This is a genomic window from Chroococcidiopsis sp. SAG 2025 (genome assembly GCF_032860985.1).
Lineage (GTDB): Bacteria > Cyanobacteriota > Cyanobacteriia > Cyanobacteriales > Chroococcidiopsidaceae > Chroococcidiopsis.
The window spans coordinates 329,879-351,355 of sequence record NZ_JAOCNC010000001.1 but is presented as its reverse complement, the minus strand read 5'-3'; the positions used below and the strand labels follow the sequence as shown (position 1 = coordinate 351,355).

23 protein-coding genes and 1 pseudogene are annotated in these 21,477 nt (G+C 45.0%); 15 read left to right on the top strand and 9 right to left on the bottom strand.

Features of this window, described 5'->3' with window-relative positions; all coding sequences use genetic code 11:
- Nucleotides 1-2: 2 nt before the first annotated feature.
- Together N4J56_RS01700 and miaB are read right to left on the bottom strand one after the other, a co-directional pair.
- Nucleotides 3-644 carry an antibiotic biosynthesis monooxygenase family protein gene (locus N4J56_RS01700; RefSeq protein WP_317104856.1) on the bottom strand — a complete coding sequence of 214 codons (642 nt, stop codon included), beginning with the start codon at nucleotides 642-644 and terminating at the stop codon, nucleotides 3-5.
- 86 nt (nucleotides 645-730) lie between these two features.
- The gene (miaB, locus tag N4J56_RS01695) at nucleotides 731-2,095 is read right to left on the bottom strand and encodes a tRNA (N6-isopentenyl adenosine(37)-C2)-methylthiotransferase MiaB (protein ID WP_317104855.1); all 1,365 of its coding nucleotides are present in this window, start codon (nucleotides 2,093-2,095) and stop codon (nucleotides 731-733) included.
- A gap of 211 nt (nucleotides 2,096-2,306) precedes the next feature.
- On the opposite strand from miaB, the gene N4J56_RS01690 reads away from it, so the two are divergent.
- From N4J56_RS01690 to N4J56_RS01670, 5 genes are all read left to right on the top strand, one after another.
- Complete coding sequence (locus tag N4J56_RS01690) at nucleotides 2,307-3,338, top strand: glycosyltransferase family 2 protein (RefSeq protein ID WP_317104854.1); 1,032 nt, start codon at nucleotides 2,307-2,309, stop codon at nucleotides 3,336-3,338.
- Nucleotides 3,335-3,598 (top strand): hypothetical protein, encoded by a 264-nt coding sequence (locus N4J56_RS01685; protein ID WP_317104853.1) that lies wholly within the window; start codon nucleotides 3,335-3,337, stop codon nucleotides 3,596-3,598. The genes N4J56_RS01690 and N4J56_RS01685 overlap by 4 nt, the downstream gene beginning before the upstream one ends.
- Nucleotides 3,585-3,803 (top strand): Fic family protein, encoded by a 219-nt coding sequence (locus N4J56_RS01680; RefSeq protein WP_317104852.1) that lies wholly within the window; start codon nucleotides 3,585-3,587, stop codon nucleotides 3,801-3,803. Before N4J56_RS01685 ends, N4J56_RS01680 begins: the two co-directional genes overlap by 14 nt.
- A 32-nt stretch (nucleotides 3,804-3,835) precedes the next feature.
- Nucleotides 3,836-4,006 carry a hypothetical protein gene (locus N4J56_RS01675; RefSeq protein WP_317110554.1) on the top strand — a complete coding sequence of 57 codons (171 nt, stop codon included), beginning with the start codon at nucleotides 3,836-3,838 and terminating at the stop codon, nucleotides 4,004-4,006.
- 100 nt (nucleotides 4,007-4,106) lie between these two features.
- Complete coding sequence (locus tag N4J56_RS01670) at nucleotides 4,107-5,612, top strand: UbiD family decarboxylase (protein ID WP_317104851.1); 1,506 nt, start codon at nucleotides 4,107-4,109, stop codon at nucleotides 5,610-5,612.
- Nucleotides 5,613-5,742: 130 nt separating this feature from the next.
- Here the strand turns inward: N4J56_RS01670 and N4J56_RS01665 are convergent, their stop codons facing one another.
- The 3 genes from N4J56_RS01665 to N4J56_RS01655 all read right to left on the bottom strand — a co-directional run bounded on the left by N4J56_RS01665 (nucleotide 5,743) and on the right by N4J56_RS01655 (nucleotide 7,707).
- Entirely contained in the window at nucleotides 5,743-5,955 is a 213-nt protein-coding gene (locus N4J56_RS01665; RefSeq protein WP_317104850.1) for a hypothetical protein, read from the bottom strand.
- Nucleotides 5,956-6,243: 288 nt separating this feature from the next.
- Nucleotides 6,244-6,789: a hypothetical protein gene (locus N4J56_RS01660; RefSeq protein WP_317104849.1), complete on the bottom strand. Its 546-nt coding sequence runs from the start codon at nucleotides 6,787-6,789 to the stop codon at nucleotides 6,244-6,246.
- Between the two features lie 432 nt (nucleotides 6,790-7,221).
- A complete protein-coding gene (locus N4J56_RS01655) occupies nucleotides 7,222-7,707 on the bottom strand; it encodes an allophycocyanin subunit alpha-B (protein ID WP_015152396.1) in 486 nt (161 codons plus the stop codon).
- Nucleotides 7,708-7,817: 110 nt separating this feature from the next.
- On the opposite strand from N4J56_RS01655, the gene rlmD reads away from it, so the two are divergent.
- Both rlmD and N4J56_RS01645 read left to right on the top strand, forming a co-directional pair.
- The gene (gene rlmD, locus N4J56_RS01650) at nucleotides 7,818-9,197 is read left to right on the top strand and encodes a 23S rRNA (uracil(1939)-C(5))-methyltransferase RlmD (RefSeq protein WP_410500399.1); all 1,380 of its coding nucleotides are present in this window, start codon (nucleotides 7,818-7,820) and stop codon (nucleotides 9,195-9,197) included.
- A gap of 673 nt (nucleotides 9,198-9,870) precedes the next feature.
- The gene (locus N4J56_RS01645) at nucleotides 9,871-10,320 is read left to right on the top strand and encodes an ATP-binding protein (RefSeq protein WP_106547036.1); all 450 of its coding nucleotides are present in this window, start codon (nucleotides 9,871-9,873) and stop codon (nucleotides 10,318-10,320) included.
- Nucleotides 10,321-10,467: 147 nt separating this feature from the next.
- On the opposite strand, the gene N4J56_RS01640 is transcribed toward N4J56_RS01645, so the two are convergent.
- Nucleotides 10,468-10,761 (bottom strand): DUF6439 family protein, encoded by a 294-nt coding sequence (locus N4J56_RS01640; protein ID WP_317104847.1) that lies wholly within the window; start codon nucleotides 10,759-10,761, stop codon nucleotides 10,468-10,470.
- A gap of 44 nt (nucleotides 10,762-10,805) precedes the next feature.
- Here N4J56_RS01640 and N4J56_RS01635 point away from each other — a divergent pair, with 44 nt between their 5' ends.
- The 3 genes from N4J56_RS01635 (at nucleotide 10,806) to N4J56_RS01625 (ending at nucleotide 13,544) form a co-directional block, all read left to right on the top strand.
- Nucleotides 10,806-11,189 (top strand): DUF2203 domain-containing protein, encoded by a 384-nt coding sequence (locus N4J56_RS01635; protein WP_317104846.1) that lies wholly within the window; start codon nucleotides 10,806-10,808, stop codon nucleotides 11,187-11,189.
- A gap of 80 nt (nucleotides 11,190-11,269) precedes the next feature.
- The gene (gene asnS, locus N4J56_RS01630) at nucleotides 11,270-12,661 is read left to right on the top strand and encodes an asparagine--tRNA ligase (RefSeq protein ID WP_317104845.1); all 1,392 of its coding nucleotides are present in this window, start codon (nucleotides 11,270-11,272) and stop codon (nucleotides 12,659-12,661) included.
- A gap of 157 nt (nucleotides 12,662-12,818) precedes the next feature.
- Nucleotides 12,819-13,544, top strand: coding sequence for a gamma-glutamyl-gamma-aminobutyrate hydrolase family protein (locus tag N4J56_RS01625; protein ID WP_317104844.1), 726 nt, complete (start codon nucleotides 12,819-12,821; stop codon nucleotides 13,542-13,544).
- 82 nt (nucleotides 13,545-13,626) lie between these two features.
- Here N4J56_RS01625 and hisIE read toward each other — a convergent pair whose 3' ends face one another.
- A complete protein-coding gene (gene hisIE / locus N4J56_RS01620) occupies nucleotides 13,627-14,280 on the bottom strand; it encodes a bifunctional phosphoribosyl-AMP cyclohydrolase/phosphoribosyl-ATP diphosphatase HisIE (protein WP_317104843.1) in 654 nt (217 codons plus the stop codon).
- 148 nt (nucleotides 14,281-14,428) lie between these two features.
- On the bottom strand, nucleotides 14,429-14,617 hold the full coding sequence (locus N4J56_RS01615; protein WP_192158008.1) for a ChaB family protein: 189 nt from the start codon (nucleotides 14,615-14,617) through the stop codon (nucleotides 14,429-14,431).
- Nucleotides 14,618-14,721: 104 nt separating this feature from the next.
- On the opposite strand from N4J56_RS01615, the gene hemL reads away from it, so the two are divergent.
- Nucleotides 14,722-16,020: a glutamate-1-semialdehyde 2,1-aminomutase gene (gene hemL / locus N4J56_RS01610; RefSeq protein ID WP_317104842.1), complete on the top strand. Its 1,299-nt coding sequence runs from the start codon at nucleotides 14,722-14,724 to the stop codon at nucleotides 16,018-16,020.
- A gap of 198 nt (nucleotides 16,021-16,218) precedes the next feature.
- Here the strand turns inward: hemL and N4J56_RS01605 are convergent, their stop codons facing one another.
- The gene (locus N4J56_RS01605) at nucleotides 16,219-16,617 is read right to left on the bottom strand and encodes a response regulator (protein WP_039717305.1); all 399 of its coding nucleotides are present in this window, start codon (nucleotides 16,615-16,617) and stop codon (nucleotides 16,219-16,221) included.
- A 311-nt stretch (nucleotides 16,618-16,928) separates the two neighbouring features.
- Between N4J56_RS01605 and gyrA the strand changes: the two are divergent.
- From gyrA to N4J56_RS01580, 4 genes and pseudogenes are all read left to right on the top strand, one after another.
- A pseudogene (gene gyrA / locus N4J56_RS40720) lies at nucleotides 16,929-19,443 on the top strand (DNA gyrase subunit A).
- A gap of 31 nt (nucleotides 19,444-19,474) precedes the next feature.
- Nucleotides 19,475-20,320 carry an ABC transporter ATP-binding protein gene (locus N4J56_RS01590; RefSeq protein ID WP_317104839.1) on the top strand — a complete coding sequence of 282 codons (846 nt, stop codon included), beginning with the start codon at nucleotides 19,475-19,477 and terminating at the stop codon, nucleotides 20,318-20,320.
- A 2-nt stretch (nucleotides 20,321-20,322) separates the two neighbouring features.
- Complete coding sequence (locus N4J56_RS01585) at nucleotides 20,323-20,547, top strand: TOBE domain-containing protein (protein WP_317104838.1); 225 nt, start codon at nucleotides 20,323-20,325, stop codon at nucleotides 20,545-20,547.
- Nucleotide 20,548: 1 nt separating this feature from the next.
- Nucleotides 20,549-21,415: a glycosyltransferase family 2 protein gene (locus tag N4J56_RS01580; protein ID WP_317104837.1), complete on the top strand. Its 867-nt coding sequence runs from the start codon at nucleotides 20,549-20,551 to the stop codon at nucleotides 21,413-21,415.
- Nucleotides 21,416-21,477: the final 62 nt, after the last annotated feature.

Below are 21,477 nucleotides of genomic sequence, written 5' to 3'. Positions count from 1 at the left end.
TTTTACTCATGAGGTTCGGTGAAAACGACTTCGTACAGGTGAAATTCGTTTTTTGATAAATCTTGCCAATATTCCCGCACGGGGGCAAATTTTGGTTCTTTGACTAGGAGTTCAAAATTATCGAGGGTTTGCCAAAATCCATAATTCATCGTGCGCGTTCCATCCAGCGAACGGTGAAAATTTGCAGACAATAGATCGGGGTGTTCTAACGCAATTGTAACGTTTTCTCGCTCTAGCTCTATCAAGCGAGACTGATTTTCCGGCTGCATTCTAAATTCTCCCAAGTGAATTAAGCGCCCTGGAGAAATTGTGAGGTCTGCTGATTCCGGTAAAGAAATCGTCACCTCGTATACGCGGGAATCTAGTAAATGAAAATTGGATAATTTAACTGTTCCCCGCGCTTGTACTTCAGAGTTATTAAGGAAAGCTTTGTAATCTTCTAGAGTTTTCCACTGAGCGTAGTTTAGGACTCTGATACCGTCTAAACTTTTGTGGAGACTTGATGAAACAAAACCAGCTTGGTGCTTTACCTCTGCCTCCACGAATTCAACAATCGTATTGATTAGTTCCTGCTGTTGTTCTGGTTCTACAACAAAAATAATGATGACTGTAATAACCTCATTGTGTTTGGCAATAGTAGGCATTATTAAACCTCTACTCAGCTACAGCAATCCTCAATCGATCGCGCCTTCGGTCACAGTCAGCTTTCTACACTGATAACTGATAACTGTCAACTAACTACCAATTGTCGCGCTTCTATCGGTTCTCCTGTCAAACTAAAAGCCCGTACTTCGGTAATTTTGACTGTGACTGATTTACCCTTGAGCTGGACAATATCGCCATCAAAGAACGTCAAACGATTTCCCCTCGTTCTTCCCATCACTTGCTGGGGATTTTTGGGGTTTTGGTCTTCGACTAAAACTTCCTCAACTCTACCTAAATAACGCTGCGATCGCGCTTGAGCTGTGGTGGCGACCAAATGATTTAATCTTTGCAGGCGATCGCTCTTGACTTCTTCACTTAATTGTGCATCCCATAAAGCAGCGGGAGTCCCGGGACGAGGGGAATAAGCCGCTGTATTCAAATGGTCGAAACCAATATCAGCAACTAATTTGAGCGTATTTTCAAACTGTGCTTCAGTTTCCCCAGGAAAGCCGACAATGGCATCAGCACTAATTGAAGCATCGGGCATGAGTTGCCGAATTTTATCGATAATCCGCCGATATTTTTCGTGCGTGTAACCCCGTGACATCCGTTTGAGGACTTCGTTATCACCCGATTGGAAGGGAATGTGAAAATGCTCGCATACCTTGGGTAACTCCGCACAGGCACGAATTAATCGTTCGGTGAAATAACGCGGGTGGCTGGTAGCAAAACGGAGGCGATCAACTCCTGGCACGTCGTGGACGTAGTAGAGTAAATCTGTCAGCGTGTGTAAGTGTCTGCCTTCTGGGGTAGTTCCTGGTAAGTCGCGTCCGTAGGCATCGATATTTTGACCGAGTAAGGTAATTTCCTTGTATCCCTGCTTGCCTAACTCTACCATCTCGGCTTTAATCACCTCCGGCGTGCGAGACTGTTCTACGCCGCGCACGTTGGGAACCACGCAGTAAGTACAACGTTCGTTGCAACCATAAATCACGTTTACCCAAGCCGTTACGGTGCTATCGCGGCGCGGTTTCGTAATATCTTCGACAATTTGAATTGGTTCTGTTGCTACAACTTGATTGCCGTCGAATACTTGTTCCAGCAATTCCCCCAATCGATTAGCATGTTGGGGTCCCATGACGAGATCGATTTCCGGTACTCGTCGCAGCAGTGTTTCTCCTTCTTGCTGTGCCACGCAACCAGCGACAACGATTGTTAAGTCTGCTTGTTCCTGCTTGCGCTTCGCCTGTCTGCCTAAGTAGGAATAAACTTTTTGCTCGGCGTTGTCCCGAATCGTGCAAGTATTGTAGAGGAGTAAGTTTGCTTCATTTGGGTCTTCTGACCACTCGAAGCCCATATCCTCAAGGATGCCAGCCATGCGTTCGGAGTCAGCCTTGTTCATCTGGCAGCCAAAAGTCGTGATGTGATAGCGGCGGTTAGCAGTGGTCATTAGGTGCAGACAAGTTCGGGTTTAGCTTTACATTCACCCATTATAGATTTTTGAACTATAGATTTTTGCACGGATTTTTACGGTTCTAGCTCGACTCGGAGCTGAGCTGCAAGCCTTTTTAGTAAAAAATATTACTGTAAGAAAGTTTTTCTTACGCAACATTACCGTATGATAAATATTACTACCCCTGAAATGGGCGCAAATCTTAGAGATGACAAAAGTTTCTGTTATTGTTCTGGTTTACAATAGTGAACCATATATTGCAGCGACAATTCGTTCAGTGTTAGCCCAAACTTATAAAAACTTTGAAATTCTAGTCATAGATGACGGTTCGCCCGATCGCAGTGTAGAAATTTGTCAGCAGTTTAACGAGCCGAGAATTAGAATTATTCGTCAAGAAAATCGCGGCGTACCAGCGGCGAGAAACACGGGAATTCGTCATGCACGAGGAGAATATATCGCCTTCTTAGATGGAGACGATTTGTGGTTGCCGCAAAAATTAGAAAAACAAATCGCACATTTAGAATCATCTCCTTTTGTCGGGATGAGTTTTTGTCGTTCTAGTTTTGTTGATGAAAATGGTGAGTGTTTAGGAACTTACCAAATGCCTAAGCTAAAAGGAATTAACTTACCGTATCTACTCCGTTGTAATCCAATTGGAAATGGCTCGGCAGGAGTCATCCGTCGCAAAGTTTTAGAAGATATCAAATTCACGCATCAGCGGCATGGAATTTTTGAAGACTGCTATTTTGACGAACAATTTAGAGTATCGGGAGGAGAAACTGATTTTTTACTACGAATTTTGATTCAAACCCAATGGGAAATAGAAGGTATTCCCGCAGCTTTGACGCTATACAGAGTCAATTCTGGAGGCATGACAGCAAACTTACTGAAACGGTTAGAATCTGCCAGCCAAGAAGTTGAAAAAACTCGTTCGTACGCACCAGAATTAAACTTGCGTTGGCGCGGGGCAATTAAAGCTTACTATATCAGGTATTTAGCCCGCAGTGCCGTCCGGTTTCGGGAAGGAAAAACATCTGTTAAATTAATTCATTTAGCTTTAGCTAATTATGGGAAATTAATATTTGAGGAACCCTATCGAACTCTCTCAACCCTATTAGCCGCTCATTTACTCTTACTGCTACCGCAAAAATTATATAATCGAATTGAGATTTTATTTGTCAAAGCGATCGGCACTATCCAAAAACGAAAGATTAGAAGGGATACTTTGAATAGTCGTTGAGTAAAAGACAAGGAGGACAAGGGAAGCAAGGGGGAGAAGTCAAAAGTCAAAAGTCAAAAGTCAAAAGTCAAATTTGCCAGATGAATACTAAAGAGCAACTTATCCAAGAAATTGATTCTTTGAGCGAACCTGAATTGCAGAAAGCCTTAGAATTAATTCGTACTGTGAAAAAGCAGACTCCAAAGAGCAAGGCATTCAAAGCGTATTTAGAAACTGAGGAAAAATGGTCGGGAGTGTATCGTCGTCTTGCAGATTCCTGAGTTTGTACCAAAAGCAGATGTGCTAGCCATTCACCAACGTCAAGTTGAAAGATTTGGTGGACTCGACGGTATTAGAGATGAGGGATTGCTAGATTCAGCTTTAGCACAACCTCAAACTACCTTTTTTGGAGAATTGCTACATCCCACTCTTTCTACACAAGCTGCGGCTTACCTCTATCACCTTGCTAAAATCATCCGTTTCTAGACGGTAACAAGCGAACTGCTTTTGCTACTACGATCGCTTTTTTAGGAATGAATGGCTACGAACTCAACATGAGTGAAGAAGGAGCTTATCATCTTGTGATACAAGTAGCTCAAGGGGAAATGGGTAAGGAAGAACTTAGCTTACTATTGGAACAACACATACAGCCACAGCAAGCGATCGCCATTATAGTTTTCTATAAATAATTGGAAACTGCGATCGAAATTACTACTCACCTCCAAGTGACAAATGACCAATGACAACAAAATGAAATACCCTGAAAGATAGATCTAAGCGAAACCAGCTATGAGAGATTTGCGGGGATTTATCAAACTTCTAGAACAAAGAGGACAACTGCGGCGAATTACCGCATTAGTCGATCCCGATTTAGAAATTGCCGAGATTTCTAACCGGATGTTACAACAAGGTGGTCCTGGGTTATTGTTTGAGAACGTCAAAGGTTCGCCCCATCCTGTAGCAATTAACTTGATGGGGACGGTAGAAAGGATATGTTGGGCGATGAACATGCAGACACCCCAAGAACTAGAGGAGTTGGGGAAAAAGCTGAGTATGCTGCAACAGCCAAAACCACCGAAGAAGATTTCTCAAGCGGTAGAATTTGGCAAGGTGTTATTTGATGTTGTCAAAGCCAAACCAGGAAGAGACTTTTTTCCCGCTTGTCAGCAAGTCGTGATTCAAGGCGACGAACTCGATTTAAATAAACTTCCCCTGATCCGTCCCTATCCTGGGGATGCAGGTAAAATTATCACGCTAGGTTTAGTCATTACCAAAGATTGCGAGACAGGTACGCCTAACGTCGGCGTGTATCGCTTGCAGTTGCAATCGCATAACACGATGACAGTACACTGGTTATCAGTACGCGGTGGGGCGAGACATTTGCGTAAAGCCGCAGAACGGGGTAAGAAATTAGAAGTTGCGATCGCCCTTGGTGTCGATCCTTTAATTATTATGGCGGCGGCTACTCCTATTCCTGTAGATTTATCGGAATGGCTGTTCGCCGGACTTTATAGCGGTTCTGGCGTAAACTTAGCCAAGTGCAAAACGGTAGATTTAGAAGTTCCCGCCGACTCTGAATTTGTTTTAGAAGGAACCATTACCCCAGGCGAAGTTTTACCCGATGGTCCTTTCGGCGATCATATGGGTTATTACGGTGGATTGGAAGATTCGCCCCTCATCCGCTTCCACTGCATGACTCATCGCCAAGACCCAATTTATTTGACCACATTTAGCGGTCGTCCGCCGAAAGAAGAAGCAATGATGGCGATTGCTCTCAATCGGATCTATACTCCTATTCTGCGGCAGCAAGTTTCAGAAATTGTCGATTTCTTCCTGCCAATGGAAGCTTTAAGCTACAAAGCCGCGATTATCTCCATTGATAAAGCTTATCCTGGGCAAGCGCGACGGGCAGCCTTAGCTTTTTGGAGTGCCTTACCCCAATTCACTTATACTAAGTTTGTGATTGTGGTGGATAAGGATATTAACATTCGCGATCCGCGTCAAGTTGTCTGGGCAATTAGTTCCAAAGTTGACCCAACCAGAGATGTGTTTATTTTACCCAATACACCTTTCGATACCCTCGACTTTGCCAGCGAGAAAATTGGTTTAGGCGGACGCATGGGAATTGATGCGACAACTAAAATTCCCCCTGAAACAGAACACGAATGGGGCGCGCCTTTAGAATCCGATCCTGATGTCGCGACGATGGTAGAAAGACGTTGGAATGAATATGGTTTGGCAGATTTGCAATTAGGAGAAGTCGATCCGAATTTGTTTGGTTACGACATGCGTTAAATCGGTTTGATATATCGCCGTTTTCAATTAAATGTCGTAGGGGCGCACATCTGTGCGCCCCTACAATTTATCTGAATACAAATCAAATATTCAATTAGAAAAAGCGATCGTAATCATAGCTGGTCATATTCTAAAGGTGTGCCAGTCCCTCAGCAATTTCTTGTTTAGCACGTCTAACAGCAGCAATCAGTTTGAGTTGTGTTTTCTCAACTAAATTATCCCACTCAAGTTCATCTTGCAATTCTGTAATATACTCTCGCAAATGGTCAATAACCCTTTCCTGTACATTTTCAGGTAAAGATTCTATCATTTTAATGACTGTAGCAATGGCTTCTGAAGACATAGCATATATTTCAGTAATAATTAATGATTCTTTAACTTTTCATTACTATTAGTAGTAGGTATTCGTGGACAGTCAGTTGCTTTTTGATTTTTGTTGAGATTATCTATTAACGGAATTTCGCCGATAATAGCCTTCTTGCCTATCTTAACAGGTTGCGCTCTATCTTCTAAACGTAAAAATAGTGTTCGCTACCTTCAAATAATAAGCTCAGGGTTTTGATAAGTTACTCTGAATTTCTCCCGTTGTACAAGTGGGAATATTAAACGTCTAATTATCTCTGCTTGATCTTTAGCAAAAATAATTTGTACTATTCTGGGTTTCCTCCGCCAACTTGTTCAAAATTCTCGGATAGATATATTGTGCAAATGGTACTATATACACAAAGAAACAAAAGAGGTATGCAAGAGATAAAAATACATAGTCTTGAGTAGAATTTATTCTCCTTTTGTTTGTTATAAAATCTCTCCATAGAACAAAATAAACGACTCCTGGAATCATGCTAAAAGTGTAAAGCCATAATGAGATCGTAAATCTTTCTGAGAAATCTCTGCCTTCAGCCTGACAAAGTGAGATAATTGCAGGAAGTACAAGGGCAATTGATGAAAGAACCAGCCTTGAGCGGCTTGGGTGAGTTGCTATTTCTCTGATAAACCACTTAGGTAGAGTGTGGGTTTTAGGTGCATCTTGTTTATAATTATCAATGAAATAAAATATACTTGAGCATCCAAACATGATGCATAAACCACTAAAACTAATAGAAAATAATACTAAACATCCTGTTAAAATAAAACGAGCTTGAAGAAGTGAAAAGTCTGAAAAACCTAATTTCTGCAAGTATAAATCGCTGGTTAAAAATCCAATACAGAAAAGTAGGATAGTAAAGAAAGCTATTGATTTAGCAAGTGGCTATATCAAAGGCTCTGCTGCTAGTCTTTTCTCTGTTAGTTTCAGTCATAATTTACCTCATGGTGCAGTATGAACAGGAAAGCGATCGCATACTAGAAATTATTTAGTATTTTTGTACTATAAATAAAAAGAAATAGCAAGGGGGGTAGTGCCAAATCTTATTTCACAGCTATTTCAGGCGGTGGAGTTGAAAAGGCGATCGCAACAAACAGCGCGACTACAAAACAAATAAAAAAAAGTTTCCCCACCGCTTGCTAGCAACCTGACATTCAAACTGCCACAGTCACTACCAAGAGTGGGGAGACATCCGCCGAGATATTAAACCAAAACAAATTTGAGCTACTTTAGTAGACTCAAATCTTATGACATTGCCTGAATAATATAGTCAAAGTAAGGTGCTGCTTCCGCTGCTTCTTCCGCACTCAATAGAGACAAAGAAGCATTCTTCAAACAGCGAATTGACTCAACCATTCCAGGAACGGGAACGCCCAGAGAATTATACATTTCTCTGACACCGACCAAACCAATCTTTTCAATCGGCTCTTTGTCGCCAGCTAGCACGCCATAGGTAATTAGACGCAGATACCAGCCGTAGTCCCGCAAACATAGCGCCCGCTGACGTTCGCCATAGGCATTTCCCCCAGGGGCAATAAAATCAGGACGTTTTTGCCACAGTTTTTTACTTGCTTCCTGAACGATTTTCTTTTCGTTTTCGGCTAGGGTTGCGGCAATGCGCATCCGCTGTATGCCTGTTTGCAAAAAGTTTTTAATGTTTTCGAGTTCGCCAGCGCTGGGGTAGCGCAGCTCATCATCGGCTTTGAGAATAACTTGGCTTACTACACTCATGATTATAGGTAATGAGTCAGAATATCATTTGTAGTTTAGCGATTTCGTGTCCCCCAAATAAAGGGATCTTTTCAGTTATGTCTGTTACAAGGGGACAAAATTTACAAAACATGAACGATCGCACTCCCGATCGCTGGCAACAGGGCGACTTAGTAGAAGTATCCATTACCGATCTAAATGATAGTGGTGATGGGGTGGGGCGTGTCAACAGTAGGGTTGTCTTCGTTCCCGATACGACTCCAGGCGATCGCGCTAAGGTGCGTTTGGTGCGTGTCAAGCCACAATACGCCTACGGTAAACTCCAACAACTGCTCGAATCTTCTGGCGATCGCATCCGTCCTAGCTGCATCGTAGCTGATAAATGTGGCGGCTGTCAGTGGCAGCATATCGCCTACGAATATCAACTGGAAGCCAAGCGCCATCAAGTTATCCAGACATTAGAACGGATTGGTGGCTTTTCTTATCCCCCTGTCGATACCGTTTTAACAGGGAATGCCGATCTCGGTTATCGTAACAAAACTACATATCCTTTAGGAAAATCAGCTACAGGTCAAATCCAAGCAGGCTACTACCAAAAAGGCAGCCATCAGTTAATTAACCTCAATCAATGTCCCGTCCAAGATCCTCGCCTCAACCCTCTGCTAGCAGAAGTCAAACAAGACATTCAACAACGCGGATGGCGGGTATATGACGAAAAACACCACAGGGGACAAGTACGCCATTTAGCCTTACGAATCGGTCGCCGTACAGGAGAAATGCTGCTAACTCTGGTAGTAAAAGACTGGAACTTACCTGGAATTGAAGCCCAGGCGCAGGAATGGTTAGACCGCTATCCTCAACTAGTAGGAGTCTCGTTAAATCGTCAAAGCGATCGCACCAACGTTATTTTTGGCAGTGAAACCCGATGTATTGCCGGACACCCGTATCTCCTAGAAATTTTTGCGGGTTTAAAGTTTCATGTGCTACCCGATACATTCTTTCAAGTTTATACGGAGGCGGCTGAAGCCCTGTTGCAAGAAATTACGCAACACTTGAATTTACAAGGACACGAAATCTTAGTAGACGCATACTGCGGCATCGGCACGTTGACCTTACCCCTAGCCCAAAAAGTGCAACAAGCAATCGGTTTAGAAGTTCAATCCGCCGCCGTCGAACAAGCCCAAAACAACGCCCGAATCAACCAGATTACCAACACTACATTTCAAGTCGGAGAAGTCGAAAAACTGCTTCCCCAACTCGAAACAACTCCAGATATTGTACTGCTCGATCCACCCCGCCAAGGATGCGATCGCGCTGTCATTGAAACCCTGCTGCAAACCCAGCCACAACGTATCGTCTACGTCAGCTGTAAAGCTGCTACCCTTGCCCGCGATTTAAAATTACTCTGTCAAAATGGCAAATACCACCTTACCAGAGTCCAACCAGCCGACTTTTTCCCCCAAACCGCCCATGTAGAGTGTGCAGCGTTTTTAGAAAGGAGTGAGGAGTGAGGAGTGAGGAGTGAGGGGTGAGGAGTAAGGGGTGAGGAGGAGGAGGAGGGGTGAGGGAGGAGGGGTGAGGAGGAGGAGGGGGTGAGGGGTGTGGGAAGTGTGGGAAGCGTGGGAAGTGTAGGGTTTAATTGTGACTGCGAGCATAGCGATTTGCGACTCTCTCTTCTTTCCCTAACTCCTCACTCCTCGCCCCTCGCCCCTCGTTTTTCCCTAACTCCTCACTCCTCGCCCCTCGTTTTAGGTATAATTACGATAGATCCGCATAAATGTGTAGGATAGAAGATAACAAAGATGCTAATATTGATTAAGAGGCAGCTGCCAATTTTAATCTCGATCAATACAATTCAAGTGAAAATACAGTCAACGCATATATAACGCATATATAAGGTTGGCTGTTGTTTTTGAAGGTTGGCAGATATCCAAGGGGCTATATGCTGTTGAGGAAGAAAGGCTGGATTCGCTCGATTGATTGTCTATATGGAGTGGCGATCGCAGATCGTACGCGCAAGTTTTTTATAGCTTCGCAGTAGTTCTTTCAGCTATTGCACGTCAGCAACGTTTGCTTTGAATGCATACAAACGAAGTAAATCGTACCTAGCGTTTGTTAATTCGTTATGTTTGTCGCTCAGCAAGTTCGTGTCATTAATAGCCGGAAGCTACGGAGTTTTTTGTAGTGATTACTATCTCATCGCGTCCAGTTGGGCGTAACTGGAGTACGATTAGCTTTGCCTCTACGCTCTATTTGTGTTCTATCCTCGATTTACTCTTAGCAGAAGTACCGTGTCGGTTGCAAGCAGAACTACGCCTGGGTTTGCAGGAAGCACTAGTCAATGCAGCTAAACACGGGAACAAGCTAGATCCCGGTAAGGTTGTCATCGTTCGATTTTCTTACACAGACGACCATTATTGGTGGATCATTTCCGATCAGGGCTGTGGTTTTGACCGTCCGTGCGATTGCAACCCAGATCCAGAAGCATATTTGCCCTCAGTAGAATCGGAGAACGGTCGCGGTACTTGTATTTTATACAAAATCTTCGATCGCGTAATTTGGAACGCAGCCGGAACAGAACTGAGACTTGGTAAGCAGATGGGTAGCCGTTTCCGTTTACCCTTGCTTAATTAGGGGCGAGGAGTGAGGAGCGAGGGGAATTCAAAATTCAGAATTTCGAAGTCGGAAAACCTCAGAAATTTTTCTTCTCCTTCCTCTGCTCCCCTGCACCTGAAACTCCCTTGTCCCCCTTGTCTCCCCTGTCTCCCGATCCTTTCTCCCTCACTCCTCGCTCCTCACCCCTTTTTGATGAGTGGGACAAGGTGGAGCAGAGATCGAGCGGTCTAACCAACCAACTGCCTGTTGTAACCTTGGTAATGCTTCTTCTGGTTGGTCTTTAAGTAAAAAGACGATCGCCGCCGCTGCTTGTTCGTTGGCTCTAGCTTTACGGTTAGACTTAAGCTTGTGCCACTCGTCAGGCGAGATCGACAATCTTTCCATCAAAACTTGGGCTAGTTCCTGCGTGCTAAATTCGCTTAACGATGAATTTCGATCCAACTTGGTAGGTTGAAGCATACTGGTGGGCATATTAGTTTCGATCGCTAATCTAACAAATATCGATGCAACCGCCACAGCCACCAGAATCACCTGCGCCATCAGAGGATGAGTTGGAAAACTCGATCGCAGAAGTTGAGCGATCGCTTGTCGCCCTGAAACAACGCTACGCTCAAGTCAAACACGATCGACAGCAGCAAGTAGAACTCCAACAGCAATTAAAACAGGTTAAGCGAGACATCGAGCGATCGCGATCGCCACACTCAAAAGTACAGTTAAAGGCAGAACTAAAGCAAATTCAAGCACAACTAGAAACCATAGAAGTCAACCTCGAAAGCCAATTATTTTCTTGGGGAAGCCTGAAAGCCCCTTTCTGGCAAGCTGTCCGCTTCGGTGGCTTAGGAGTTATTGTAGGCTGGATATTAAAGTCTCTTACTGGTAATGGGTAATGGGAAATTGGTAATCGAGAAAAACTAGCTTTTTCTTCTTCTACTCCCTACTCCCTACTCCCTACTCCCTACTCCCTAAAATGATGAAGCGACGCATTATTGAAATTTTACGCAACGGACAACCAGATGAGTCTGTGACAGTTCAGGGTTGGGTGCGCACCAAACGCGATTTGAAAGGCTTTGCGTTTGTGGAAGTGAACGATGGATCGTCTTTGGCAAGTTTGCAAGCGGTACTGAAGGCGGAAATGCCACACTACGAAGCAACTCTGAAGCAGATTAATACCGGTGCTTCGGTAGAAATTAGCGGTGTACTCGTGCCTTCTCAAGGTAAAGGGCAAAGAATTGAATTGCAAGCCGAAACCGTAAAAGTGTTTGGTGATGCCGATCCCGAAACATACCCATTGCAGAAAAAACGCCACTCATTTGAATTTTTGCGGACAATCGGACATTTGCGAGCGCGTACCAACTCATTAGGGGCAGTTTTTCGCGTCCGTAATGCCTGTGCAACGGCGATCCATCAGTTCTTTCAAGAACGGGGTTTTTTGTGGGTTCACACCCCTGTGATTACCCGTAATGACTGCGAAGGCGCGGGGGAACTATTTACAGTTACGAGTTTGGATCTCAAGCAGATTCCGCAGACTGAAAATGGCAAAATCGATTACAGCCAAGATTTTTTCGGCGGACAAGCTTTTTTAACTGTCAGCGGACAATTAGAAGCTGAAGTCATGGCGATGGCGTTTAGCAACGTCTACACATTTGGTCCTACATTTCGGGCAGAAAATTCTAATACTTCCCGACATTTAGCCGAATTTTGGATGGTTGAGCCAGAAATGGCTTTTTGCGATTTAGTGGGAAATATGGATTTAGTAGAAGCATTTTTGAAGCAGATCTTCAAATATGTTTTAGAAACTTGTCCAGAAGATATGGAATTTTTCAATCAGCGAATTGATGATTCTGTGTTGGCAACGGCTGATAATATTATCAATAACCAATTTGAACGAATTACTTATACAGAGGCAATCGCGCAGTTAGAAAAAGCCACAAAAATCTTTGAATATCCGGTTGAGTGGGGATTAGATTTACAATCGGAACACGAACGTTATTTAGCGGAAGAGTTATTCAAGAAACCAGTTATCGTTATCGATTATCCGAAGCAGATTAAAGCCTTTTATATGCGGGTGAACGACGATGACAAAACCGTTCGTGCCATGGATGTTCTCGCACCTAAGATTGGTGAGATTATTGGTGGTTCTCAACGGGAAGAACGGTTAGATGTTTTGGAAAAACGGATGCAGGCTCAAGATATAAATCCTGACGATTTGTGGTGGTATTTAGACTTGCGCCGTTACGGTACTGTCCCTCATGCTGGCTTTGGTTTGGGGTTTGAAAGGTTGGTTCAGTTTATGACGGGTATGGGTAATATTCGCGATGTCATTCCCTTCCCCCGTGCGCCATTAAGTGCGGAGTTTTAATTGATGGGTGGGCTTTTGCCTATCCTACAGCTATATATGAAGTAAGCAGTGTTACCAACTTACTCGCGACGATCGGGCAAAATAGCAACAGGGATGGCAGAATAGCAGAATGCCGCGATCGCACCTCAAATTAGAAAAACAGTAAGTAAAACGCACGATGCAGTTCCAGCCACCTCTCATTGGCATCACCACATCGGGACAGATGCTTACCGGTAATTTCTCTCTATCTAAATTCTATGTAGAAGCAGTACGCTCAGCAGGAGGCGTACCGATACTAATTCCAGCCGGAGAACCTAACCTAGCCGCCGTGTTTGCTCAGTTAGATGGTTTGGTTTTTTCTGGTGGGGGTGATATCGATCCCGACATGTATAATGGGGTGTCTCATCCTACGATTTACAATATCGACTCAGAACGCGATCGCTCGGAAATTTCTCTAGCGCAATTGGCTTTGGCTACTGAAATACCAATTTTAGGTATTTGTCGCGGCTTAGAAATACTAGTGGTAGCTACTGGTGGCAGCCTGATTCCTCACTTACCCGATGAGTTTGGCGAAGTTATAGCCCATCGAGCTGACCAAACGCTTTCTACCGAGCATACTGTAAAAATTGCTCCAGATACTCACCTAGCTCAAATTGTCGGCACGTTAGAAGTACCTGTCGTTTCTTGGCATCATCAAGCAGTTGGTACTATTCCCTCTGAGTGGCGGATTGCGGCAAAAGCACCGGATGGAGTCATCGAAGCCTTAGAACACGGAAATCATCCTTGGGCGATCGCGCTACAATGGCATCCTGAAATGTCTATTCAAGATTCATCCCAATATCGGATCTTTCACGCTTTTGTAACTGCGGCAAGAACGAGAATGGGAATGTGGAGAACCGCTTGATTCAGTTATCAGGGAGTCGGGAGTCGGGAGTCGGGAAGAAGAGAGCGGAGGAAGCTGAGGGAGAAAAATAACTGGTCACTGCTTAACGGCGGCGCTGTTGGAGTTTGCGGTAAACGTCTTTCAAATCAACGTGGTGATGTGCTAGGGCAACTAAAGTATGGTATAGCAAATCTGCCACTTCCCCCGCGATCGCCTCTGGTTCGTCGTCTTTAAATGCCATCACTACTTCAGCCGACTCCTCGCCAATTTTCTTTAAAATTTTATTGTCTCCCCCTGCTAAGAGCTTGCAAGTGTAAGAACCTTCTTGGGGATTATCGCGGCGATCGCTAATGATGGCAAACAATTGAGACAGAGTGTCTGCCGATGGTGGAACAATCTGTCCGTCTTCGCGGTGAAAACAACTCCGTTCCCCTGTATGGCAAGCAATATCACCGATTTGTTCGGCACTGATGAGAATTGCATCGCTATCGCAATCGTAACGGAGCGATCGCACTTTCTGGATGTGTCCTGATGTCGCTCCTTTATGCCATAGTTCTGTACGGGAACGACTCCAAAACCAAGTTTCCCCCGTGTCTAACGTTTTTTTTAATGACTCGCGATTCATCCACGCCAGCATTAACACCGTACCATCCAAATAATCTTGGACGATGGCTGGTACTAACCCCCGCTCGTCGTAGCGAATTTCATCCAGCGGAATAGCTTGAGCAAAAGAATTTAATTCTGGATTGGAGGACATAAACAGAGTGAGTAGTGAGTAGTGAAGAGGAGTTATCAGTAAGTGGTCTAGTTAATTATCTCTTACCTATGACCTCTTACCCCTTACCCCTTACCCCTCGCCTCTGGCTTCTTACCATTGCTCGCTACTCGCTACTCATTTCTAAACTCTAAACACTTGTGACTAAATTTCTGGCAGAATAGATCTTTACGGCAGTTAGAGCTGCTTTATGAGCTTGTGTTGTTTCTCCATACCATTGGATGGTTGAATTGTAAGCAGCTCGATACAAATCTTGTGCTGCTTCAGATAAGCGATCGCGGATTTCCGCAGGTAAATCTTGATTGGTTCGGTATAACATAATTTTATTCTTTTTTTATCGTGTAATTTATTACATTAGGTGTTTTGAATTGAGCGCACAAACCCCAAAAGACAGAGTTTTAATATTCAACTTAGGAGAGAACCTTGGTTAATACCAGCATTAAAACCACCAAATCAGAAGAGATTTTTGCCGCTGCTCAGAAACTCATGCCTGGGGGCGTTAGTTCTCCAGTCCGAGCTTTTAAATCTGTAGGCGGACAGCCGATCGTATTTGATCGCGTTGAGGGAGCATACATTTGGGATGTAGATGGCAATAAATACATCGATTATGTCGGGACTTGGGGTCCCGCCATTTGCGGACACGCTCATCCAGAGGTGATCGCTGCTTTACACGCCGCCTTAGAAAAAGGTACGAGCTTCGGTGCGCCTTCTGTTTTGGAAAACGTGCTAGCGGAGATGGTCGTTGATGCCGTCCCTAGCATTGAAATGGTACGCTTCGTCAACTCCGGTACGGAAGCTTGTATGGCAGTCCTGCGCTTGATGCGAGCTTTTACAGGACTAGATAAGATTATCAAGTTTGAAGGCTGCTATCACGGTCATGCCGATATGTTTCTGGTTAAAGCCGGTTCTGGGGTTGCTACCCTCGGCTTACCAGATTCCCCTGGAGTGCCTAAATCTGCTACAAGCAACACTCTCACTGCGCCTTACAACGATCTAGAAACAGTCAAAGCTTTATTTGAAGAAAACCCTGATGAAATTGCGGGGGTCATTTTAGAGCCAGTTGTCGGTAATGCAGGCTTTATTTCTCCCGACGCGGGCTTTTTGGAAGGATTGCGAGAAATTACCCGCGATCGCGGTGCATTGCTCGTATTTGACGAAGTAATGACAGGCTTTCGCATTGCCTACGGTGGCGCTCAAGAGAGATTTGGCATCACTCCTGACTTAACTACGCTGGGTAAAATTATCGGTGGCGGTTTGCCTGTAGGCGCTTATGGCGGACGCAAAGATATCATGTCCATGATTGCCCCAGCGGGTCCCGTCTATCAGGCTGGAACGCTTTCTGGTAATCCCTTAGCGATGACAGCAGGGATTAAAACTTTGGAATTACTGCAAAAACCTGGGACGTACGAAGCGCTCGATCGCATCACGAAAAAGTTAGCTGATGGAATGCTGCAAGTTGCCAAAGAAACAGGACACGCCGCTTGTGGCGGGCAAATTAGCGGGATGTTTGGCTTCTTCTTTACCGAAGGACCAGTACATAATTACGAAGACGCTAAAAAGGCAGATTTAATCAAATTCAGCCGTTTCTATCGCGGGATGTTAGAGCGAGGAATCTATCTCGCGCCTTCTCAATTTGAAGCTGGCTTTACCTCTTTAGCTCACACCGATGCGGATGTAGAGCAGACTTTAGCCGCTGCTAGGGAAGTGTTGGGAAGTTTGTAGGGAGTAGGGAGTAGGGAGAAGAGGGAGTTTTCAACTTGCGACTTCGCTCTTTGCCATTCTTTCTTCGCCGCGATCGCGCCTGAGTGCATTCGCGGTTTCTTTTCGTACTTTTATTTAGTACATCTGTATTAAGATAAAAAACAGAGAGTTCAAGGACTGCAACTCACTCCCTGCTTCCTGCTCCCTGCTCCCTGCTCCCTATTCTTTCGGCAGCATCGCCCAAATTTGTTCGACAAACTGCTGGTGATCCACGACTGGTTTTGAAATGTAACCGTCTGCACCGCTTTGGCGCAGAAAGTTTTCGCGATCGCCTTCCATGACGTGGGCTGTGACGAGGATAATTGGTAACTTAGCAGTTTGCGGATTTGCCTTCAGCATTTGGGTAATTTTGATCCCATCCACTGCTTTACCCTGATAAACGCTGCGTGAAAGAGAAACATCCATCAAAATAATATCGACTTGTCCAGATGTCGCAATCTCCATGACCTCTTCTACATTTTCCGTATGCTTTGTCTCCAAGCCACCACGTTTTGTCAAAATTTTGGCAAAAACGCGAGCATTTATAGGGTCATCCTCTACAATCAAAACGGTTTTCATCATAACTTTGTTACAGGAGATTGCATATTAAATTGACAGCGGACGTAAGCTATGACAGCATTCTCTGGCTGTTGTTAAGGTACGAATAAAATTTTCCTTGAGTAGAATTGCATACTTAAAGTGAAAAAACAGGAGTGGGTAAATTGAAATTTAAGCGCGATCGTCGCTAATCCAGAATAATACTGGGAATTACTCATCGGCTACTATTAGTATCTTTTCGTAAGCAAATAAATTAGGATGCTGAGGGTAAGCTTTGTAAAGATACTATTAAATTTTTGGCGTTTGTCGTTATCAACTAGGAAACATCACTCATGGCAAAACAATTAAACCTTCTCCCAGCGGGACAGGTGATTCCCACAGCCCTGCATACAGAAATGCAACGGTCTTATCTGGAATATGCCATGAGCGTAATTGTAGGGCGGGCATTACCAGACGTACGTGATGGCTTAAAACCAGTTCACAGGCGAATTTTATATGCCATGCATGAATTGGGTTTAACTCCCGATCGCCCTTATCGTAAGTGCGCCAGGGTAGTAGGTGACGTACTCGGTAAGTATCATCCCCACGGCGACCAAGCGGTATACGATGCTTTAGTCCGTCTCGTACAAGACTTTTCCAGCCGCTATCCCTTACTGGCGGGACACGGTAACTTCGGTTCGGTAGATAACGACCCACCAGCAGCAATGCGTTATACCGAGACTCGCCTCGCACCAGTTGGGAATGAGGCGATGCTGACTGAAATTGGCGAAGAAACGGTCGATTTTATTGGCAACTTCGACAATTCCCAACAAGAACCAGTCGTATTACCAGCCCAACTACCGTTTTTACTGCTCAATGGTGCGTCAGGAATTGCTGTGGGGATGGCGACAAATATTCCTCCCCATAATTTGGGAGAAATCATCGATGGTTTAGTTACCCTGATCGACCAACCAGAATTATCGGACGACAAGCTATTTGAGTTAATCCCTGGACCCGACTTTCCCACTGGGGGCGAAATTATTGGCAGTACGGGAATTCGCGAAGCTTACACCACTGGACGGGGTAGTATTACCGTCAGAGGGATTGCTCAAATTGAAGAAATTCAAACTGGAGTCAAGCGATCGCGCCGCACGACAGCGATCGTCGTGACAGAATTACCCTATCAAGTTAATAAAGCAGGTTGGATCGAAAAAGTCGCGGAATTAGTTAATCAGGGTAGGATTGAGGGCATTGGCGACTTGCGAGATGAAAGCGATCGCCAAGGGATGCGGGTGGTGATAGAACTCAAACGAGATGCCGATCCGCAGGTTGTTTTGCGCCAGTTGTACCATCACACTTCCCTGCAAACAAATTTTGGGGCAATTTTCCTCGCTTTAGTAGATCAACAACCGCGTCAACTTTCCTTAAGACAGTTATTACAAGAATTTTTAAATTTCCGCGAGCAAACCCTGATTCGGCGTTACACTCACGACTTGAATCGCGCCGAAAGTCGCGCGCATTTGGTAGAAGGGTTGCTAACAGCTTTATCCCACCTGGATGAAGTCATTGCAATTTTGCGGCAGGCAAGCGATGGTAGTACGGCTAAAATCACCCTGCAAAATGAGTTGCAATTGAGCGAAGCCCAAGCCGATGCAATCTTAGCAATGCCCATGCGTCGCCTGACGGGTTTAGAACAAAAGAACCTGCAAACTGAATTTGAATCTCTCAGCGAGCAAATTCAAACTTTGCGACGGTTGTTAAGAGATCGCCACGAGTTATTAAAAGCATTGAAAAAAGATTTGCGATCGCTCAGACGTAAATTTGCCGACTCTCGCCGGACTCGCATTGGCTCTCAGGAAGCGGTGGAGGAACAGGGTACACCCCACCCTACACCCCACACCCCACACCCCACCAGAAGAAGAAGAAGTGGCTTTAGAGTTTACCCAAAAAGGGTATGTCAGGAGGTTAGCTGTTAATGGTAATAAGCCAGGAAGGAAGCCGAAGTCAGACAACGGTTTGATGGAAAATGACTTTGTGATTCAAACCGCAACCGCTAAGACAGATGAGAATTTAGTCGTGTTTACCAGTGGTGGAAAGGTTTACCCGTTGCAGGTGGGCGATATTCCTCCTAGTAGCGGGCGATCGCTACGGGGTACGCCATTGATCGGTTTGCTGCCAGGATCGGCTGCTAACGGTACGGAAAGTATTGTAACTCAACTGTTATTACCCGCAGAAACAGAAAACATCCAAGCGCTGTTCATGACTCAATTAGGACGAGTGAAGCGCTTAGCTGCATCGGAGTTACAAAATCTGACTAATCGCGGTTTGACGGTGGTGAAGTTCAAGGATGAAGACCGCTTGTTAGGCGTGCAACCGATCGAGCCGGGACAATTTTTGATCCTCGCTTCAGCGGGAGGTAGGCTGTTAAGGTTTGGTATAGATGACGAGCAACTGCCAATTCTAGGACGCACGGCAATGGGAATGCAAGGCTTGCGGCTGCGGAAACAAGAAGAAATGGTTGGCGGCGTAGCAATAGACGATCTCAAAACTAATTTGTTGCTCGTCACCCAAGAAGGATATGCGAAGCGAATACCCGCCCATGTATTGCGTCAAGGCAATCGCGGCGATATTCCAACTCAAGCTTTGGCTTTTAGCAGCAAATCGGATCGGCTAGCAGGAATTATATCGGCAACAATAAGTGAGGTCGCTTTGCTCACCAGCAATCAACGGATCGTGCGCCTACCTGTAGATAAAATAGGCAAGTGGGGCAAAGAAGGTACGGGCGATCGCCTCCGCGAAATTAAGGATAATGAGAAAATTATCTCTGTTATTGCCATTCCAGCTACCAATTCATCAGGTGTAGAGTAATACGATAAGCTATTGACAATTAACATCTAGCGTGACTCAAGTTGCTTTAGAAAACGTCAGTAAGATTTACAGTAAAGTCCAAGCCGTGCAATCTGTCAGTCTCGACGTGCAGCAAGGAGAATTTTTCACGCTGCTGGGGGCTTCTGGTTCGGGAAAAACAACTTTATTGCGGCTGATTGGCGGTTTTGAAACCCCCGATACTGGCTGTATTTACATTGGGGGCAAAGATGTGAGTCGTCTGCCTGCCTATAAACGTAACGTCCATACGGTGTTTCAGGACTACGCCTTGTTTCCCCACCTATCGGTATTTGAGAATGTGGGTTATGCTTTGCAGGCAAAGCGATCGCCTGTGGCAGAAATTAGCCAACGAGTTACGGAAGCTTTGAAACTCGTCCAACTCGCAGAAATGGCACAGAGGCTACCTTCTCAACTTTCCGGCGGACAAAAACAACGGGTAGCTTTAGCACGGGCAATTGTCGATCGCCCTGACGTATTACTTTTAGACGAACCGCTTTCAGCTTTGGATGCCAAAATTCGGATGGAACTGCGGCAGGAATTGAAACAACTCCAACGTCAGACGGGAATTAGCTTTATTTATATCACCCACGACCAAGAAGAAGCCCTAGCGTTGAGCGATCGCGTGGCGATTTTGAAATCTGGCAAGTTATTACAAGTCGGCACGCCTTTAGAAGTCTACGAACAGCCCGCCGACTTATACGTTGCTGAATTTATCGGACGGGCAAATTTTCTCGATGGCGTGTTGTTAAGTGTAGATGGGCAGCGAGGAAGAGTCCAAATTGGCGAGACAGCAATGTTGAAGGAACAGTTGTTGAAGGAACGACCGCAGCGATTTCTCCTGGTAATGCAGTACGATTAGTCGTGCGTCCAGAAAATATTTGCCTAAATCTTGCCGACATTGGTTATGCAGCCACAATTATTCAAAGTCAATACTTCGGTTATGCTACGAGTTATTTAGTTCAGGCGATCGGACTCAATTTCCACGTCACGGAACTGCGGCGACGCGGAACTAGCCCCTACAAAGAGGGAGAACGAGTTTTTATCTCTTGGGAATGGATGGAAGCATTGATTTTTTCTACAAACTAAGATGCCAAAACTCAGTATCATCATACCGACACGCGATCGCCCGCAACTATTACCGCGTGCAGTGCAAAGTGCTTTATCGCAAACAATGGCAGATCTCGAAGTCATTGTCGTTGACGATGCTTCCACCCAACCGGTGGATTTACCAGCAGATCCGCGTTTGCGAATAATTCGTTTATCTCAGGCTCGCGGGGGTGCGGGAGCGCGGAATGTAGGTACGGAAGCAGCGCAAGGGCGCTGGATTGCCTATTTAGATGACGATGACTGTCTTTTACCCGAGATGGCAGCTGTATCCTTAGAGGCGATCGCTAAAGCAACTTTACCTCCACCTGTCGGCGTTATTTCTGGGATCGACGTGGTAGATGATACAGGTAAAATTCTAGAAACTCGCCTCCCGCCTCCCAGTCGTCCCCGCGGCTGTCATTTTGCTTTAGAAGTTTTGGAACCAGGCAAATCTTACAACACCAAACAAACTTTAGTGGTGGAACGGGATGCGATCTTACAGATAGGAGGCTGGGATGAAACATTTCGTTCCCGCGTCCATACCGAGCTTTTTTTGCGGCTGAATCCCATCTGTTCGATCTTGGGTTTACCTATTGTCACCTATCAACTTTACGAGCATCCAGGGGCGCGGGTGTCTCGCAATACGAATTTGCGTCAGGAAAGCTTTCAACGTTTGATTGACAAGCATAAGGCAGTTTTTCGCGCCCATCCGCAGATGTTTGCCAATTTTGTCTACGAACACGCCCTGATGTCCTATCGGATGGGGCAAAAGTCTCAAGCCTTATCCAGTGTTGTTTGGGCAATACAGATCGATCCATTACGGACGATGAAAAAGACGATAAAAAAGTTGATAAGTAAGTCAAATTAAAAGTTAAAAGTCAAAATGTTTAAGCCAGCTCGTGGCAAGCGATTTGATTGCACTGATAATGC

Excerpts from the sequence above, each read along its gene's own strand:
- N4J56_RS01700 (WP_317104856.1), bottom strand. The coding sequence starts at position 644 with ATGCCTACTATTGCCAAACACAATGAGGTTATTACAGTCATCATTATT.
- miaB (WP_317104855.1), bottom strand. The coding sequence starts at position 2,095 with ATGACCACTGCTAACCGCCGCTATCACATCACGACTTTTGGCTGCCAG.
- N4J56_RS01690 (WP_317104854.1), top strand. The coding sequence starts at position 2,307 with ATGACAAAAGTTTCTGTTATTGTTCTGGTTTACAATAGTGAACCATAT.
- N4J56_RS01670 (WP_317104851.1), top strand. The coding sequence starts at position 4,107 with ATGAGAGATTTGCGGGGATTTATCAAACTTCTAGAACAAAGAGGACAA.
- N4J56_RS01665 (WP_317104850.1), bottom strand. The coding sequence starts at position 5,955 with ATGTCTTCAGAAGCCATTGCTACAGTCATTAAAATGATAGAATCTTTA.
- N4J56_RS01655 (WP_015152396.1), bottom strand. The coding sequence starts at position 7,707 with ATGAGTGTAGTAAGCCAAGTTATTCTCAAAGCCGATGATGAGCTGCGC.
- rlmD (WP_410500399.1), top strand. The coding sequence starts at position 7,818 with ATGAACGATCGCACTCCCGATCGCTGGCAACAGGGCGACTTAGTAGAA.
- N4J56_RS01640 (WP_317104847.1), bottom strand. The coding sequence starts at position 10,761 with ATGCTTCAACCTACCAAGTTGGATCGAAATTCATCGTTAAGCGAATTT.
- N4J56_RS01635 (WP_317104846.1), top strand. The coding sequence starts at position 10,806 with ATGCAACCGCCACAGCCACCAGAATCACCTGCGCCATCAGAGGATGAG.
- asnS (WP_317104845.1), top strand. The coding sequence starts at position 11,270 with ATGATGAAGCGACGCATTATTGAAATTTTACGCAACGGACAACCAGAT.
- N4J56_RS01625 (WP_317104844.1), top strand. The coding sequence starts at position 12,819 with ATGCAGTTCCAGCCACCTCTCATTGGCATCACCACATCGGGACAGATG.
- hisIE (WP_317104843.1), bottom strand. The coding sequence starts at position 14,280 with ATGTCCTCCAATCCAGAATTAAATTCTTTTGCTCAAGCTATTCCGCTG.
- N4J56_RS01615 (WP_192158008.1), bottom strand. The coding sequence starts at position 14,617 with ATGTTATACCGAACCAATCAAGATTTACCTGCGGAAATCCGCGATCGC.
- N4J56_RS01605 (WP_039717305.1), bottom strand. The coding sequence starts at position 16,617 with ATGAAAACCGTTTTGATTGTAGAGGATGACCCTATAAATGCTCGCGTT.
- N4J56_RS01580 (WP_317104837.1), top strand. The coding sequence starts at position 20,549 with ATGCCAAAACTCAGTATCATCATACCGACACGCGATCGCCCGCAACTA.